13 protein-coding genes are annotated in these 15,948 nt (G+C 68.9%); 3 read left to right on the top strand and 10 right to left on the bottom strand.

The genetic code is table 11. The features are described from left to right. The 7 genes from VK92_RS18870 to VK92_RS18840 form a co-directional block, all read right to left on the bottom strand. Positions 1–915, bottom strand: a 915-nt coding sequence (locus VK92_RS18870) for a type VI secretion system Vgr family protein (RefSeq protein ID WP_048023903.1), incomplete at its 3' end; no start/stop codon positions are given. Positions 916–1,185: 270 nt separating this feature from the next. Further along, the gene (locus VK92_RS18865) at positions 1,186–2,880 is read right to left on the bottom strand and encodes a cation acetate symporter (protein ID WP_048023909.1); all 1,695 of its coding nucleotides are present in this window, start codon (positions 2,878–2,880) and stop codon (positions 1,186–1,188) included. A gap of 11 nt (positions 2,881–2,891) precedes the next feature. After that, a complete protein-coding gene (locus VK92_RS18860; protein ID WP_048023901.1) occupies positions 2,892–3,197 on the bottom strand; it encodes a DUF485 domain-containing protein in 306 nt (101 codons plus the stop codon). A 96-nt stretch (positions 3,198–3,293) separates the two neighbouring features. Further along, complete coding sequence (locus VK92_RS18855) at positions 3,294–4,499, bottom strand: CaiB/BaiF CoA transferase family protein (RefSeq protein ID WP_048023899.1); 1,206 nt, start codon at positions 4,497–4,499, stop codon at positions 3,294–3,296. 30 nt (positions 4,500–4,529) lie between these two features. Beyond that, complete coding sequence (locus VK92_RS18850) at positions 4,530–5,666, bottom strand: acyl-CoA dehydrogenase family protein (protein WP_048023897.1); 1,137 nt, start codon at positions 5,664–5,666, stop codon at positions 4,530–4,532. A gap of 14 nt (positions 5,667–5,680) precedes the next feature. After that, positions 5,681–6,889, bottom strand: a complete 1,209-nt coding sequence (locus VK92_RS18845; RefSeq protein WP_048023894.1) for an acyl-CoA dehydrogenase family protein — start codon at positions 6,887–6,889, stop codon at positions 5,681–5,683. Positions 6,890–6,918: 29 nt separating this feature from the next. After that, positions 6,919–9,051 (bottom strand): 3-hydroxyacyl-CoA dehydrogenase NAD-binding domain-containing protein, encoded by a 2,133-nt coding sequence (locus VK92_RS18840; RefSeq protein ID WP_048023907.1) that lies wholly within the window; start codon positions 9,049–9,051, stop codon positions 6,919–6,921. A gap of 249 nt (positions 9,052–9,300) precedes the next feature. On the opposite strand from VK92_RS18840, the gene VK92_RS18835 reads away from it, so the two are divergent. The 3 genes from VK92_RS18835 (at position 9,301) to VK92_RS18825 (ending at position 12,910) form a co-directional block, all read left to right on the top strand. Further along, the gene (locus VK92_RS18835; RefSeq protein WP_048023892.1) at positions 9,301–10,263 is read left to right on the top strand and encodes a LysR family transcriptional regulator; all 963 of its coding nucleotides are present in this window, start codon (positions 9,301–9,303) and stop codon (positions 10,261–10,263) included. Between the two features lie 71 nt (positions 10,264–10,334). Next, on the top strand, positions 10,335–12,212 hold the full coding sequence (gene ggt, locus VK92_RS18830) for a gamma-glutamyltransferase (RefSeq protein WP_048023890.1): 1,878 nt from the start codon (positions 10,335–10,337) through the stop codon (positions 12,210–12,212). 62 nt (positions 12,213–12,274) lie between these two features. Beyond that, on the top strand, positions 12,275–12,910 hold the full coding sequence (locus tag VK92_RS18825) for a LysE family translocator (RefSeq protein ID WP_048023888.1): 636 nt from the start codon (positions 12,275–12,277) through the stop codon (positions 12,908–12,910). 43 nt (positions 12,911–12,953) lie between these two features. Here VK92_RS18825 and VK92_RS18820 read toward each other — a convergent pair whose 3' ends face one another. The 3 genes from VK92_RS18820 to tauA are packed head-to-tail and all read right to left on the bottom strand — an operon-like array spanning position 12,954 to position 15,771. After that, a complete protein-coding gene (locus VK92_RS18820) occupies positions 12,954–13,919 on the bottom strand; it encodes an ABC transporter permease (protein WP_048023885.1) in 966 nt (321 codons plus the stop codon). Continuing rightward, positions 13,919–14,716, bottom strand: coding sequence for a taurine ABC transporter ATP-binding protein (locus VK92_RS18815; protein ID WP_048023884.1), 798 nt, complete (start codon positions 14,714–14,716; stop codon positions 13,919–13,921). Before VK92_RS18815 ends, VK92_RS18820 begins: the two co-directional genes overlap by 1 nt. Positions 14,717–14,754: 38 nt before the next feature. Beyond that, positions 14,755–15,771 (bottom strand): taurine ABC transporter substrate-binding protein, encoded by a 1,017-nt coding sequence (tauA, locus tag VK92_RS18810; RefSeq protein ID WP_048023883.1) that lies wholly within the window; start codon positions 15,769–15,771, stop codon positions 14,755–14,757. Positions 15,772–15,948: the final 177 nt, after the last annotated feature.

The following is a 15,948-nucleotide window of genomic DNA, read 5'->3' as shown; positions in this document are numbered from 1 at the left end:
AATCAAGTCGAACGCGGTGCCCGGCTGCAGGCGTGCATCATCGCCGTTCACCCGCGCGATACGCGCATCGCGACGGTGACCACGCAGGCGGTCCTGCGTAAAAGCCTTGCCGCTGGCTTCGTGCTTGTAGCGGCCCGGATAGTCGTAGCGCGCGTAGCCGCGGCCCTGATGATCGAGGTCTGTGCCCTCGCGCGGGTACTCGTGCGGAAAGCGTGGGCTCTTGAAGGTGTAGTCGCGCTGCACCTGCCGCGCGGTGCGCACGTTCTCCGTATAGGCGAAGGTGCGCAGGCAAGGCCGCGGCTGGTCGCCGCCCGGTGTCGGGTTATACAGCACCGGCTCGCCCTGCTGCCGGCCGAAGATAAACAGGCGATCGCAGTGGATCAACCGATGACCGTCTGCCTTGTGCTGGAAGGCGTAGAAGAAGCCTTCTTCGCGCAAAATACGTTCGATGAAATCGTAGTCGGTGTCGCCAGCCTGCACGCAATACTCACGCGCCAGATGCTCGTTGGTGACACGCTGCTCGTAGTCCAGCGTTTGATTGTGCGCCTTGAGCACGGCCGTCGCGATCTCGGGCACGCTCAAAGTCTGGAAGATGCGCCAGTCGGAGGACAGCTTCAGACGCGCCAAACGCGGCTCGACCACCGCGGAATAGCGAGTACGTCGAAATCCCGTATCACGCTGCACGAACGATGAGATGGCGCCATGCACGTAGCGCACCGGCTGCCCACCCTGCCAAATCGTGAGCAGGCCGTTGCGGTCAAGCACCTCGCCAAAGTCGATGGCGGGATTCGTGCTGGCCAATTCCACCTTCAACAGGAAGGTCTCGGACAGGCCCTCGTGCAGGGTGAACTCGACGACCTCGAACGATTCGTTGCCAGCGGTGAAGGTAAAGCGCAGGTCGGATTGGATAGCCATAGTTGAGCTGCTCGCTGAACGCCCAGCGGCAACGATTAACTATTGCGAGATCCCCGTCTATTGGACGAATCCGAAAGTTGCGCTTTTCCTCGACCTAGCCTCCACCATATTCGTGAGTTGCCCTGGTCCTATCCGCGATCGAACCAGATTGCCCCGGCCACCTTGTCGCAAATTCCGTCTCTACTGGCGATTACCTCTGCGCCGCCCCCCAAAAAAAGCGAAACCCCGAGAGATCTCGATCCTCGGGGTTTCACCGCCCACAATCACGGATCAGTGCTGCACGGCCTCGCCGGCCAGCAAGCCCGTCTGCGCGTAGAACTCCTGCTGCGCGAACGCGTCGCGCTCGCGCCGTGCACGCTCGCCGCGATCCGCGAGCGAACCGACGACGATCCCGACGAACGCGAGCGGCACCGACACGAGCGCCGGGTTGTCGAGGAACACCGGCGCGTGCGCGTGATGCAGCACGTCGACCCACACCGACTTCGACAGCACCGTGAGCGTGACCGCCGACACGAGGCCGAGACCGCCGCCGAGCACCGCGCCGCGCGTCGTCATCCCGCGCCAGAAGATCGACATCGCGAGCACCGGGAAATTCGCGCTCGCGGCCACCGCCGCGACGAGGCCGACCATGAACGCGACATTCACGTGCTCGAACAGGATCGACAGCCCGATCGCGACCGCCGACAACGCAATCGTCGCCGCGCGCGAGATACGCATCTCGAGGCGCTCGTCGGGCTTGCCGCGCGCCCACATCTGCGCGTAAAGATCATGCGAGATCGTCGTCGCGCCGGCGAGCGTGAGGCCCGCGACCACCGCGAGGATCGTCGCGAACGTGACCGCCGCGATGAACCCGTAGAACCAGTTCCCGCCGACCGCCTGCGCGAGCTTCACCGCGACCATGTTCGAGCCGCCGAGCAGGTCGTGCGTGAGATTGAATGACCCGTCGGCACCCAGCTTGAAGAATTCCGGATGCTGCGCGAGCAGCACGATCGCCGAGAAGCCGATCACGAAGGTCAGCAGGTAGAAGTAGCCGATGAAGCCGGTCGCATAGAGCACCGACTTGCGCGCCTCCTTCGCGTTCGGCACCGTGAAGAAGCGCATCAGGATGTGCGGGAAGCCGGCCGTGCCGAACATCAGCGCGATGCCGAGCGACAGCGCGTTGGCCGGATCGCGGATCAGCTTGCCGGGGCCCATGATCGACAGCGCGCCCGGATGCACGGCCACCGCGCGGCGGAACATCTCGTCGACGCTGAAGCCGAATTCGGCGAGCGCGAGCACGACGAGCAATGTCGCGCCGCACAGCAGCAGCACGGCCTTGATCACCTGCACCCAGGTGGTCGCGGTCATCCCGCCGAAGAACACGTAGACGACCATCAGCACGCCGACGATCAGCTCGGCCGTCCCGTACGACAGCCCGAACAGCAGCTGGATCAGCTTGCCCGCGCCGACCATCTGCACGACGAGGTACAGCACGACGATGGTCAGCGAATTCGCGGACGTCAGCAGCCGGATCGGCCGCTGTGCGAAGCGGTACGCAACGACGTCGACGAACGTGAACTTGCCGAGATTGCGCAGCGGTTCGGCGATCAGGAACATCACGAACGGCCAGCCGACGAGAAAGCCGATCGAGTAGATGAGCCCGTCGAAGCCGAACATGAACACCATCCCCGACAGCCCGAGGAACGACGCGGCCGACATGTAGTCGCCCGCGATCGCGAGCCCGTTCTGCAGCCCGGTGATGCCGCCGCCGGCCGTGTAGAAGTCGCGTGTCGAGCGCGTGCGGCGCGCGGCCCAGCGCGTGAGCGCGAGCGTCGCGAACACGAACGCGAAGAACATCCCGATCGCGACCGGGTTCAGTTCGACCTTGTCGGGCATCGGGCCCGCGACCGATACCGCATGCGCGGCAGACGAAACGAGGGCCGCGGGAACGGCAAGCGCGCGGAGCGCGATCGAGGTACGTCGCATGTCGGCCTCCTTCACGAACGCTGCAGGAGCGCGTCGACGCGGCGGTCGAACGCACGGTTCGCGCGCAGCACGTAACACGCGGTCAACCCGATCGCGACCAGGATGATCGCGACGCCCGCGGCGATCCCGACCGTCGTCGTCGCGCCGCGATACAGCGGCGCCGCGAGCACGTGCGGCGCGAGCGCGACGAGCAGGATGAAGCCGTAGTACGTGGCGATCATCAGTGCCGTCAGCGTGAAGCTGAAACGGCGCCGTGCACGCACGAGCTGCTGGTAGTCGCGGCGCGCCGTGACCGATTCGATGACGGAAAGCTCCATGGTGTCTCCATTTCCAACTCGTCATTGCGAGGGTGTTGTGTGGAATGGTCGGCGCGTGTCGACTACCCCGCCCGCGCCGTGGCGGAAAAAAGCGATCTACACGACCCGATCCGCGCGCAGCCGCGCGACCTCGTCGGCCGACATCCCGAGCCAGCTGCCGAGCACGTCGTCCGTATCGGCGCCGAGCACCGGCGGCGCGCCGCGCACCGGCAGCCGCGCGCCGTCGAACCGGTACGGCGGCGCCAGCACGTCGACGCCGCCCGCGACCGGATGCGGCTGCCGCGTCACGAGCCCCGCGTTCGTCGCGCGTTCCGACGTCAGCGCTTCGTGCAGCCCGAGCACTTCGCCGCACGGAATGCCCGCGTCGGCCAGCGCCGCGAGCAAAGTCGCGCGCGACCGGCGCGCGAGTGCGCCACGAATCTCGGGCAGCAGCTCGGCACGATTCTCCGAGCGGCCGAGGTTGGTCTTGTAGCGTTCGTCCGCGGCGAGGTCGGGCCGCCCGATCGCGTCGCAAAAGCGCGCGAACTGCGGGTTGTTGCCGACCGTGATCACGAGCGGGCCGTCGGCCGCGTCGAACACGCCGTACGGCACGATCGACGGATGCGCGTTGCCGTAGCGCGGCGGGTCCTCGCCCATCAGCAGCGCGTCGAGCCCGTAGTACGCGGTGATCATCAGCCCGCAGTCGAACAGCGCCATCTCGATGCGCCGCCCGCGCCCCGTCGCATGACGTTCGTACAGCGCCGCGAGGATCGCCTGCGCCGAATACATGCCGGTGAACAGGTCGACCGCCGCGACGCCGAACTTCAGCGGCGGCTGGCCGGCTTCGCCGTTCAGCGCCATCAGCCCGGCCTCGCCCTGCACGACGAGGTCGTAGCCGGGCCGCGCGGCCTCGGCGCCCGAGCGGTCGTAGCCGGAGATCGCGCAGTGCACGAGGCGCGGGTTCAGTTCGGCCAGCGCGTCGTAGCCGAGCCCGAGTTTCTCCGCGCCGCCGAACTTGAAGTTGTGAAGCACTACGTCGGCCTGCGCGGCCAGTTCGCGCGCGAGCCGCCGCCCTTCGTCGGTCTGCAGGTCGACGCAGATCGAACGCTTGCTGCGGTTCACGCTGTTGAAGTAGGTCGTTTCGGTGTCGCCGATCCGCAAGCCCCAGTCGCGCGTGTCGTCGCCGCGCGCCGGATGCTCGACCTTGATCACTTCCGCGCCGAAATCGGCGAGCACCATCGCGCACCACGGCCCCGCGAGCACGCGCGAGAAGTCGAGCACTTTCACGCCGGCCAGCGGCAAAACGCGCGATTCGTTCGTCATCCTTGTCTCCTCCGTTCGCGTCGTTCGTCTTTACTGTTTCGACAGCGCGATGTAGCGCGCGAGATGGTGATCCTCGTCGCCGAGCTGGTGATCGATCATCACGAGGCGCTTCGCGTAGTGCGACAGCGGCAGCTCCCACGTCATCCCGATCCCGCCGTGCAACTGGATGCTCTCCTCGGCGACGAGCGTGCCGATCCGCCCGATGCTGAATTTCGCCGCGGCCAGCGCGCGTTCGCGCACCACGCGCGGCGCATCGAGCTGCGCGGCCGCGTTGATCACGGCCGAGCGCGCCTGCTCGACTTCGAGCAGCAGGTCGGCCATCCGGTGCTGCAGCGCCTGGAAACTGCCGATCGGCAGCCCGAACTGCTTGCGCGTGCGCAGGTACTCGAGCGTGTGCTCCTTCGCGACGTCCATCGCGCCGAGCGCTTCCGCCGACAGCGCGAGCAGCCCGTAGCCGAGCACGCGTTCGAGCAACTCGGCGCCCGCTTCGCCGTCGTGCGCGCCGAGCGCCGCATCGGCCGGCAGCACGACGCGCTCGAAGCGCACTTCGGCCGCGCGGCCGCCGTCGATCTTCCGGTAGTCGCGCAGCGACACGCCCGGCGCGTCGGCCGGCACGACGAACAGGCCGATGCCGGCCGCGTCGTCGTCCTGCCCGGACACGCGCGCACTGACGACGAAGAACGCCGCCTGCGCGGCCTGGTCGACGACGCCCTTCGCGCCCGTGAGCACCCAGCCGTCGCCCGAGCGTTCGGCGCGCGTGCGCACGGTCGTCAGTTCGTAGTGCGAGCCCGGCTCGTCATGCGCGAACGCGGCGCTCGCGCTGCCGTCGATCAGCGCGGCGAGCCGCTCGCGATGCGCGTCGCCGCCGGCGAGCGACAGCGCGCGGCCCGCGAGCAGCGCACCGAGGAACGGCTCGACGACGAGCCCGCGCCCGAGGCATTCGAACACCACGGCGATGTCGAAGCCCGCGCCGCCGAAACCGCCGTCGGCTTCCGCGAACAGCGCGCCGACCGTGCCGAGTTCCGCAAAGCGCTGCCACATCGCGCGATCGAAGCCCTCGGCCGACTGCGCGATGCGATCGCGCACCGGGAACGCATACTGTTCGGCGATAAAGCGGTTCAACGTGTCCGCCAGCATCCGGCGGTCTTCTGTGTGCTGGAAATCCATCGTCGCGCTCCTCGTTACAGCCCGAGCATCATCTTCGCGATGATGTTCTTCTGGATCTCGTTCGAGCCGCCGAAGATCGACAGCTTCCGGTTGTTGAAATACTGCTGCGAGGCGCTCGCCGCTTCGTCCGGGCCGACCGGCTCGCCGTCGTAGTCGGCATCGAGCGCCTCGTCGACGAACGGCTGTGCATACGGTCCCATCGCGCGCCGCATCAGCGCGGTGATCTCCTGGCGGATCTGCGTGCCGCGGATCTTCAGCATCGAGCTTTCCGCGCCCGGCACCCCGCCGCCCGCGACCGCGGCCAGCACGCGCAGGTTGGTCGTGCGCATGTTCTCGAGTTCGATCTCGACACGCGCGACGCGCGCCGCGAAGAACGGATCGTCGGCGAGCGGCCGGCCGTTCTTCATGACCTTCGCGGCAACGGCACGCAGCCGGTCGAGCGCGGCCGTCGAAAAACCGATTCCGGCGATGTTGGTGCGCTCGTACGTGAGCAGGTATTTCGCGTAGGTCCAGCCGCGGTTCTCTTCACCGACGAGGTTCTCCGCCGGCACGCGCACGTCGGTGAAGAACACCTCGTTCACTTCGTGCTCGCCGTCGAGCGTGATGATCGGGCGGACCTCGACGCCCGGCGTATTCATGTCGATCAGCAGGAAGCTGATGCCTTCCTGCTTGCGCACGTCGGTCGCGGTGCGCACGAGGCAGAAGATCATGTTCGCGTAGTGGCCGAGCGTGGTCCACGTCTTCTGGCCGTTCACGATGTAGTGCTCGCCCTGCGCGTCGCGCCCGCGCACCGCGCTCGTCTTCACCGACGCGAGATCGGAGCCGGCGCCCGGCTCCGAATAGCCCTGGCACCACCAGTCGGTGCCGTCGAGAATGCGCGGCAGCCAGCGGCGCTTCTGCGCTTCGTCGCCGTACTTGATCAGCACGGGGCCGAGCATGTTCACGCCGAACGGCACGATGCGCGGCGCACCCGCGAGCGCGCACTCGTTGTCGAACAGGAACTTCTGCGCGACGCTCCAGCCGGGGCCGCCGTACTCGCGCGGCCAGTGGCTCGCGAGCCAGCCGCGCGCGTTGAGTATCGCGTGCCATTCGCGCATGTCGTCGCGCGTGAGATGCAGGCCGCCCTTCACCTTGCGCGCGATGCGCCCGGGCAGTTCGGCTTGCAGGAAGCGCTGCACTTCCGTGCGGAAGGCTTCCTCTTCGAGAGTGAAATTGAGGTCCATCGTCAGTCCATGGCGAATGCGGTTGGCGTTCAGTCGAGGCGGTTCAGGCTCGCGAAATCCGCGCCGCGCGCGACGAGATCGACGAGCAGCGGCGACGGCTTCCAGAACAGCGGATCTTCCTTCGCGAACGCGCGGATATCGGCGAGCACGTTCGCGAGGCCGACCGTGTCCGCGTAATGCATCGGGCCGCCGCGATAACGCGGGAAGCCGTAGCCGTACAGGAACACCGCATCGACGTCGAGCGGGCGCAGCGCGATCTTCTGGTGCACGACGTTCGCGCCTTCGTTGATCATCGCCGCGAGGTAGCGGCGCATGATCTCGTCGTGGGTGAACGTGCGCGGCGCGATGCCCTTCTTCGCGCGCTCTTGCGCGACGATCGCCTCGACTTCCGGGTCCGGCGTGCCGACGCGCGCGCCGTCCGGATACAGGTAGTAGCCGCGCCCGGTCTTCTGGCCGAACCAGCCGCGCTCGCACAGCCGGTCGGAAATCTCCACGTAGCGCGCGCGCGGGTCGCGCGTCGCCGCGCGGCGCTTGCGGGTCGCCCAGCCGATGTCGCCGCCGGCGAGGTCGACGACCTGGAACGGCCCCATCGGGAAGCCGAATTCGCGCACCGCGCGGTCGATCTGGTACGGCGATGCGCCGTCTTCCATCAGGTAGTCGGCCGCCGTGCGGTAGACGGCGAGGATCCGGTTGCCGATGAAGCCGTCGCACACGCCGGCGCGCACCGGCGTCTTCTTCAACTGCTTCGCGAGCGCGAACGCGGTCGCGACCACTTCGGCGCTCACGCGCGCCGGCACGACGATCTCGAGCAGCTTCATCACGTTGGCCGGCGAGAAGAAATGCAGGCCGATCACGTCGGCCGGCCGGTCGATGCTCGCGGCGATCTCGTCGATGTCGAGATACGACGTGTTGGTCGCGAGCACCGCACCCGGCTTGCACGCACGCGCGAGTTCGGCGAACACGGCCTTTTTCACGGCCATGTCCTCGAACACGGCCTCGATCACGACGTCGGCCTGCGCGAGCGCGTCGTACGACGTGCTGCCCTTGAAACGCGCGAGCCGCGCGGCGTGCGCGGCCGGCGTCATCCGCCCTTTCGCGACGAGGCCGTCGTACACCTTCTCGACGTGCGCGCGGCCGCGTGCGAGCGACGCTTCGTCGCGTTCGATCATCGTCACCGGCAGCCCGGCATCGAGCACCGCGACCGCGATGCCCGCGCCCATCGTGCCGCCGCCGACCACGCCGATCCGCTCGACCGGCCGCGCGCTCGCGCGACGTGCCTCGGGCACCTTCGCCGCTTCACGCTCCGCGAAGAACGCATGCACGAGGCCCGCGCGCTGCGGGCTGTCGATGCACTGCAGGAACAGGCTGCGTTCGAGCTTCATCCCCGCGTCGAACGACTGCGTGAGCGCGGCCTCGACCGCGTCGACGATCTTCGCGGGCGAGAAAAGGCCACGCGACTTCTTCGGCAACTCGGCACGCGCCGCGTCGATCGCGGCCTGCGCGGCCGCGCGGTCGGCCAGCCCCTGCGCGTCGCGCGTGCGGCGCACCGGTGCGCCGAGCGACACGAGCTCCTGCGCGTAGGCGAGGCCTTCGGCGAGCGTGTCGTCGCTGTGCGCGATGCGATCGACGAGGCCGAGCGCGAGCGCTTCGTCCGCGCTCGCGTGGCGGCCCGTCAGCATCAGGTCGAGCGCGGCCTTCGCGCCGATCAGGCGCGGCGCGCGCTGCGTGCCGCCCGCGCCGGGCAGCAGGCCGAGCGTGACTTCGGGCAGCCCGAGCTTCGCGCCGGGCACCGCGAGCCGGTAATGCGCGGCGAGCGCGACTTCGAGGCCGCCGCCGAGCGTCGCGCCATGCAGCGCGACCACGACCGGCTTCGTGCCCGATTCGATCCGCTCGCACACGTCGGGCAGCGACGGCGGCACCGGCGGCTTGCCGAATTCGCGGATATCGGCGCCCGCGATGAAGTTGCGGCCGGCGCCGACGATCAGCACCGCGCGGATCGCGTCGTCGGCCTGCGCGGCGTCGAGCGCGTCGGCGAGGCCGCGCCGCACATCGGCGGACAGCGCGTTGACGGGCGCATGGTCGATCGTGACGACGAGCACCTTGTCGCGCCGCTCGCGCGTGACGGTGCCGGCCGGGCCGGTGGGGGAAGCGGGTGAGTTCATCGTGTCTCCTTGACGCGGCGGCAGGCGCGGCGACGCCGGTTCGTGGCTCGCGGCCACGCGAGCGGCGCCGGGGCGCCTGCCCCGGTCCCGCACGAAGCGGGACAAGATCCGGCCGTACGCCGGGCATGACCTGATTCTCGATTGATCGAGATTCATTGACAATTCCCTCCCGCTTTTACAAGCTGTCAAGTCTGACTTGACACTGAATGCTTCCGACCGTTAAACGGGACGGATCAGGAGACGCGACGCATGGACCTGAACGCGCTGACGCTGCTCGTCGAGATCCTCGACGCCGGCAATCTCAGCAAGGCCGCGCAGCGGCTCAAGATGAGCCGCGCGAACGTCAGCTACCGGCTGAACCAGCTCGAGCGCTCGATCGGCCAGCAGCTCGTGCGGCGCACGACGCGGCGCATCGAGCCGACCGAAATCGGGCTGAAGCTGTACGAGCACGGGCGGCGCATCCGCAACGAACTGCTCGCCGCGCAGGAATCGGTGACGACGCTCGGCCAGGACCTGCAGGGCCGCGTGCGGCTGTCGGTGCCGAGCGGCTACGGGCAGATGGTGATGTCCGACTGGCTGCTCGCGTTCAAGCGGCTGCATCCGGGCATCGTGCTCGACGTCGTGTTCGAGAACCGCGTGGAAGACCTGATGCGCGACGAGATCGACATCGCGGTGCGCGTGATGCCCGAGCCGCCGCAGAACCTCGTCGCGCGCGACATGGGCGCGGTGCGCTACGTCGCGTGCGCATCGGCCGCGTTCGCGGCCGAGCACGGGATGCCGGCGAGCCTCGGCGCGTTGTCGGCCTCCCCCGTCGTCACCGCGACGGTGATGGGCCGGCAGCTCAGGATCGCCGCGTATCTCGGCGACGAGCGCCACGAGGTGCTGCTCGAGCCCACGCTGATTTCGGAGAACTTCCTGTTCCTGCGGCAGGCGATCCTCGGCGGGATCGGCGTCGGCATCGTGCCCGACTACGTGGTGCAGGGCGACATCCGGCGCGGCACGGTCGTCACGTCGCTCGACGCGTACCGGCTCAGCATCTTCGGCACGCACATGTACATGCTCTACATGCCGAACCGGCACCACACGCGCGCGACGTCGACGTTCATAGAGTTCATCCTCGAACAGGCCGGAAAGACCGGCCGGGGCGGGCCCGGCGCGATGCGTCAGGGTTTCCTGTCGGGTGACAACCCGCCGGCCGCGCGGCGACAATAGCGCGCCGGGGCGGGCAGCCGCGTTGCGCCGGCATCGTCGCCTCCTTCGAATTCACTGCTGCCGAGGGTTCAATGTTCGACCGGATTCGTCCGCATTCGCGCTCCTGGACGCTGCTCGCCGCCGTCGCGCTCGTCGCGTTCAACGCCGGCTGCACGTCCCCGTCCACGCCGCCGTCGGGCGCGGTGGTGCCCGTCGCCGCCGCATCGGGCGCCGCCGTGCCGCTGCCCGGCGTCCATGCGCCCGAGCTGTCGTCCGGCTGGACCGACAAGCCGGGCTGGACCTCGCAGCATTTCATGATCGCGGCCGCGAATCCGCTCGCGACGCAGGCCGGCTACGACATGCTGAAGGCGGGCGGCACCGCGATCGACGCGGCGATCGCCACGCAGATGGTGCTCGCGCTCGTCGAGCCGCAATCGTCGGGAATCGGCGGCGGTGCGTTCCTGCTGTACTTCGACGGCAAGGCGACGCAGGCGTACGACGGCCGCGAGACCGCGCCGGCCGCCGCGACCGACCGCCTGTTCTACGGGCCGACCGGCCAGCCGATGAGCTTCTACGAAGGCGTCGTCGGCGGGCGCTCGGTCGGCACGCCGGGCGTGCTGCGCATGCTCGACGCCGCGCACCGCGCACACGGCAAGCTGCCGTGGCGCCGCCTGTTCCAGCCGGCGATCCGGCTCGCCGAGCACGGCTTCACGATCAGCCCGCGGCTCGCGACGCTGATCGCGAACGACAAGTACCTGAAGAACGATCCGGCTGCGCGTGCGTATTTCTACAACCCGGACGGCACGCCGAAGGCGGCCGGCACGGTGCTGAAGAACCCCGCGCTCGCAACCGTGCTGCGGCAAGTCGCCGACCGCGGCGCGAACGCGTTCTACAGCGGCGCGATCGCGCGCGACATCGTCACGAAGGTGCGCAGGCACCCGACCAACCCGGGCCTGCTGTCGCTCCAGGATCTCGCGCGCTACAAGGCGAAGGTGCGCGCGCCGCTGTGCGCGGATTACCGGCGCTCGGTGGTGTGCGGGATGCCGCCGCCGTCGTCGGGCGGCCTCGCGATCGCGCAGATGCTCGGCATCCTCGAAGCGATGCCCGACTGGCAGCAGATCGGCGCGCAGAAGCCGGTGCGCAACGACGTCGGCTACGAGCCGACGCCGTTCGCCGCGCACCTGTTCAGCGAAGCCGGGCGGCTCGCCTATGCGGACCGCGCGCGTTATGTCGCCGATCCCGATTTCGTGCCGCTGCCGGGCGGCAGCTGGGCGAGCCTCACCGACAAGACCTATCTCGCGCAGCGCGCGCACCTGATCGGCGACAGCAGCATGGGCGTCGCGCAGGCCGGCACGCCGCAGGGCGCGACGCTCGCGATGGCCGACGACCGCAGCCCCGAGTTGCCGTCGACCTCCGACATCGCGATCGTCGACCGCTACGGCCAGGCGCTGTCGATGACGACGAGCATCGAGGACGCGTTCGGATCGCGGCTGATGGTGCGCGGCTTCATGCTGAACAACCAGCTCACCGATTTCTCGTTCGTGTCGAACGACAACGGCCGGCCGGTCGCGAACCGCGTGCAGCCCGGCAAGCGGCCGCGCTCGGCGATGTCGCCGGAACTCGTGTTCGACAAGAAGACGAAACAGGTGACGATGATCGTCGGCTCGGCCGGCGGCCCCGCGATCATCAATCACGTCGCGAAGACGCTGGTCGGCGTGCTCGACTGGGGGATGACGATGCAGCAGGCGATCGCGCTGCCGAACTTCGGGTCGATGAACGGGCCGACGCAACTCGAACGCGGCCGCGTGTCCGATGCGCTGGCCGACGGGCTGAAGGGCCGCGGGCACGACGTGCGGGTGGTCGAGATGAACTCGGGGCTGCAGGGAATCCAGCGGCTGAACGTGCAGGGGCAGACGGTGTGGTTCGGCGGGGCGGATCCGCGGCGGGAAGGGACCGCGATGGGAGACTGACACGGGCGGCCGGCGTTACGATTTCGCGTAGACTGGCAAGCCCAGTCCCGGCGAGCCATGACATGAATTCGACGACACTCGTGCTGTATGTCATCACCGTATCGGCCGTCACGGTCACGCCCGGCCCGACGATGTTGCTGGCGCTGAACAACGGCGCCACGCGCGGCATGCGCATCGCGGCCTACGGCATCGCCGGCGCCGCGCTGTCCGACCTGATCCTGATCGGCGCGGTCGGATGCGGGCTCGGCGCGCTGATGCAGGCGTCGGAACACCTGTTCGTCATGCTGAAGTGGGCGGGCGCCGCGTACCTGCTGTACCTCGCCTGGGCGCTCTGGCACGCCCCCGCGACCGTTGCGCCGGCCAGCGCCGTGCAGGCCGACGGCGCCCGCGACGGCCGCTCCGCCTTCAAGCGCTCGCTGCTGGTCGCGCTGTCCAATCCGAAGGGCCTGCTGTTCTTCTCGGCGTTCCTGCCGCAGTTCATCCAGCCGCAAGCGAACGTCGCGACGCAGTACGCGACGCTGGCCCTCCTGACGGCCACGATCGACGTCCTGTTGATGGCGCTCTACGCGGCAGGCGGCCATCATGCGATGAAGGTCATGTCCGGCAGCGCGCTGAAATGGCTCAATCGCGGCTGCGCCGGCATGCTGGTCGGGCTGGCGGTTGCGCTCAGCCTCTACCGGCGCGGCACCGCGACCTGATGCAGCACCGCGGCGCACGGCCGCGCGCCGCAACGAATCTCGCTCACCCGCGCCCCTTCCACGGCACCACCCGCTGCTCGACCCACCGCATCGCGAGATCGAACAGCCACGCGATCGCGCCGATGAGCAGAATCCCCATCACAACGATGTCGGTGCGCAGGAAGCTCGATGCGTTGAGCACCATCTGCCCGAGCCCGGCCGTCGCGGCGACCATCTCGGCCGCGACGAGCGTCGTCCAGCCGAACCCGATCGCGATCCGCAGCCCCGTGAGGATTTCCGGCAGCGCGGCCGGCAGCACCACGTGGCGCACGATCTGCGCGAAGCTGCCGCCGAGCGAATACGCGGCGTTGATCTGCTCGACGGTTGCCGCACGCACGCCGGCGCGCGCGGCCATCGCGATCGGCGCGAAGCACGCGAGGAAGATCACGACGAGCTTCGCGGTTTCGTCGATGCCGAACCAGATCACGACGAGCGGCAGATACGCGAGCGGCGGCAGCGGCCGGTAGAACTCCAGCAACGGATCGAGCACGCCGCGCGCGATGCGGCTCACGCCCATCAGGATGCCGGCCGGCACGCCGATCGCGGTCGCGAGCGCGAACGCACCGAACACGCGCGCGGCGCTCCACAGCAGATGGTCTGACAACGGCAGGCCGCCCTGGATGCGGCCGTGCCATGCGTCGACGAATGCCGTCCACACGGCTTCCGGCGCGGGCAGGAACAGCGGCGGCAGCCACTGGCGATGGGTGGCGACCCACCACAGCAGTGCCAGTGCCGCGACCGTCGCCGCGCTCAGCCCGGCCGTCTTCCCCTGCCCCGGCAACCGGTAGCGATGCGATGCGCGAGCCGGCCGCGCCGCGTGACGCCGTTGCGTCGCGCGTTGATCCTGCCCGGGCTCCGCGGCCGTGCGATCGGCCGCCCAAGAATCCTGCGTGCTCATGCTGTCCTGCCTGTGCAAGGTACTGATCCGACCGCGTCCGACCGACGCGCCCTGTCGCGCGAGTTCGTGCATCACGCCGCCGCCTCGGCGGCCTCGTCGCGATGCAGGTACGCGATCAGCCGTTCGCGCCATGCGATGAAATCCGGTGACGACTTCACCGCGCGCGCATCGCGCGATTCGACGTAGCGGCGCGCGAACGGCAGTTCGAAGGTTTCCGCGATCCGGCCGGGGCCGGGCGTCATCACGACGAGACGCGTCGCGAGGAACAGCGCCTCCTCGACGTCGTGCGTAATGAAGAACACCGTCTTGCCGGTGCGTGCCCATACGTCGAGCACGAGCGCCTGCATCGTGCCGCGCGTCATCGCGTCGAGCGCGCCCATCGGCTCGTCCATCAGCAGCACGCGCGGGTCGCTCGCGAGCGCGCGCGCGATGCCGACGCGCTGCTGCATCCCGCCCGACAGCTCGTACACGCGCGCATGCGCATGCCTGTCGAGCCCGACGAGCGCGAGCATCTCCCGCGCCCGCGCTTCGCGTTCGGCCTTCGACACACGTGCGAAGCGCAACCCGAGCGCGACGTTGTCGAGCACGTCGAGCCACGGCAGCAGCGCGTATTTCTGGAACACGACACCGCGATCGGCGCCGGGGCCCGTGACCGGCACGCCGTCGACGCGCACGTCGCCGGTCGTCGGCGCGACGAAGCCGGCCATGCAGTTCAGCAGCGTCGTCTTGCCGCAGCCGGACGCGCCGAGCGCGACGACGAATTCACCGGCCTCGATGCGCAGGTCGACGCGCGCGAGCGCCTGCGTCGTCGGCCGGCCGCGTTCGCCCGGATAGTCGACCGATACCTGACGGACTTCCAGCGTGCTCATGTTCAGGACTCCGCGACGAGTGGGTTGAGTCGCCGCACTCAGCGCGCGGCCTTCTGCACGAACTGCGGATCGACGCCGGCCGAATAGTCGGCGAGCACCGTCTGGATCGTGCCTTGCGATTTGAGGAACGTGGCGGTGGCCGCGAGCGATTTCGCGGCGCCCGACTGCGCACCGCCGCCGAGCCACGTCGGCGACGCCTGCTCGGCCGGCGTCGGGAACGCGTAGAGCGCGAGGCTGGCCGGTACGTCCTGCGCGTTCGCGCCCGACACCTTCGCGACCGCCGCGACCTGCGGCGAGCCGACCTTCCACGCGGCAGCGTGCGCGCGATAGTCGGCATCGGCGGCCGCGAGCACCTTCACGAAGCGCGTGACGAACTCGGGGTTCTCGTGCGCGAACTTGCGGCTCACGACGAAGCCGTCGAAGGTCGCCTTGCCGCTTTCCTTCGCCACCTGGCCCGACGTCGTGAGCACGGTGCCCGACTGCTTGACCTTCGCGAGCACCGGATCCCAGATGTAGGTCGCGTCGATGTCGCCGCGAGCCCACGCCGCCGCGACTTCGGGCGGACGCAGGTTGACGATCTTCACGTCGTTCGGATTGACGCCCACGGCCTGCAGCGCGACGAGCGTATGGAAATGCGACGTCGACACGAACGGCACGCCGATCTTCTTGCCCTTCAGCGCGGCGATGTTGGTGACGCCCGAGCCGTTGCGCGCGACGAGCGCCTCGGCGTCGTTGATGTTGTCGAGCACCCAGAACAGCGAGATGTCGAGCCCCTGCGACAGCCCGGCCGCGATCGGGCTCGAGCCGGCTTCGCCGAGCTGCACGGAGCCCGATGCGAGCGCGCGGATCACGTCGGCGCCGCTGTCGAGCTTGCGGAACGTGACTTTGTAGCCGGTCGCCTTTTCGACTTCACCGCTCGCCTGCGCATAGCGCCACGGCACGACCATGTCCTGGTACGCGATCACGACTTCGCGCGATTCGGCGTGCGCCGCGCCCAGCGCGGCAAAGGCGGTCAGCGCGACGACGGCGCGGCGGATGAAGCTGAAACGGGACATGCGGCTCTCCTTCGAATGCGGGCATTGCTGCGGGAGAGCCGACTATAGGAGCTTTGCGCGCGGCGGGAGCGAACTTATCCTGCGAAGCTATCGATGCCGTTTCAGCTTTGCTTTCCATGCTCGACCGGATTGCGTGTCCGGTCGGGTGACGATTGCCGTGCGAATGCGCGGGCGGCG

It is taken from the genome of Burkholderia sp. LK4, assembly GCF_001043615.1.
Classification (GTDB): domain Bacteria; phylum Pseudomonadota; class Gammaproteobacteria; order Burkholderiales; family Burkholderiaceae; genus Burkholderia; species Burkholderia cepacia.
The sequence above is the reverse complement of the archived record's forward strand: the minus strand, read 5'-3'. Positions and strand labels throughout refer to the sequence as shown.

What these genes read in the sequence shown, in the direction of transcription:
- VK92_RS18815 (WP_048023884.1), bottom strand. Translation starts at nt 14,716, where the DNA reads ATGAGCACGCTGGAAGTCCGTCAGGTATCGGTCGACTATCCGGGCGAA.
- tauA (WP_048023883.1), bottom strand. Translation starts at nt 15,771, where the DNA reads ATGTCCCGTTTCAGCTTCATCCGCCGCGCCGTCGTCGCGCTGACCGCC.
- VK92_RS18825 (WP_048023888.1), top strand. Translation starts at nt 12,275, where the DNA reads ATGAATTCGACGACACTCGTGCTGTATGTCATCACCGTATCGGCCGTC.
- ggt (WP_048023890.1), top strand. Translation starts at nt 10,335, where the DNA reads ATGTTCGACCGGATTCGTCCGCATTCGCGCTCCTGGACGCTGCTCGCC.
- VK92_RS18860 (WP_048023901.1), bottom strand. Translation starts at nt 3,197, where the DNA reads ATGGAGCTTTCCGTCATCGAATCGGTCACGGCGCGCCGCGACTACCAG.
- VK92_RS18865 (WP_048023909.1), bottom strand. Translation starts at nt 2,880, where the DNA reads ATGCGACGTACCTCGATCGCGCTCCGCGCGCTTGCCGTTCCCGCGGCC.
- VK92_RS18845 (WP_048023894.1), bottom strand. Translation starts at nt 6,889, where the DNA reads ATGGACCTCAATTTCACTCTCGAAGAGGAAGCCTTCCGCACGGAAGTG.
- VK92_RS18840 (WP_048023907.1), bottom strand. Translation starts at nt 9,051, where the DNA reads ATGAACTCACCCGCTTCCCCCACCGGCCCGGCCGGCACCGTCACGCGC.
- VK92_RS18850 (WP_048023897.1), bottom strand. Translation starts at nt 5,666, where the DNA reads ATGGATTTCCAGCACACAGAAGACCGCCGGATGCTGGCGGACACGTTG.
- VK92_RS18820 (WP_048023885.1), bottom strand. Translation starts at nt 13,919, where the DNA reads ATGCACGAACTCGCGCGACAGGGCGCGTCGGTCGGACGCGGTCGGATC.
- VK92_RS18855 (WP_048023899.1), bottom strand. Translation starts at nt 4,499, where the DNA reads ATGACGAACGAATCGCGCGTTTTGCCGCTGGCCGGCGTGAAAGTGCTC.
- VK92_RS18835 (WP_048023892.1), top strand. Translation starts at nt 9,301, where the DNA reads ATGGACCTGAACGCGCTGACGCTGCTCGTCGAGATCCTCGACGCCGGC.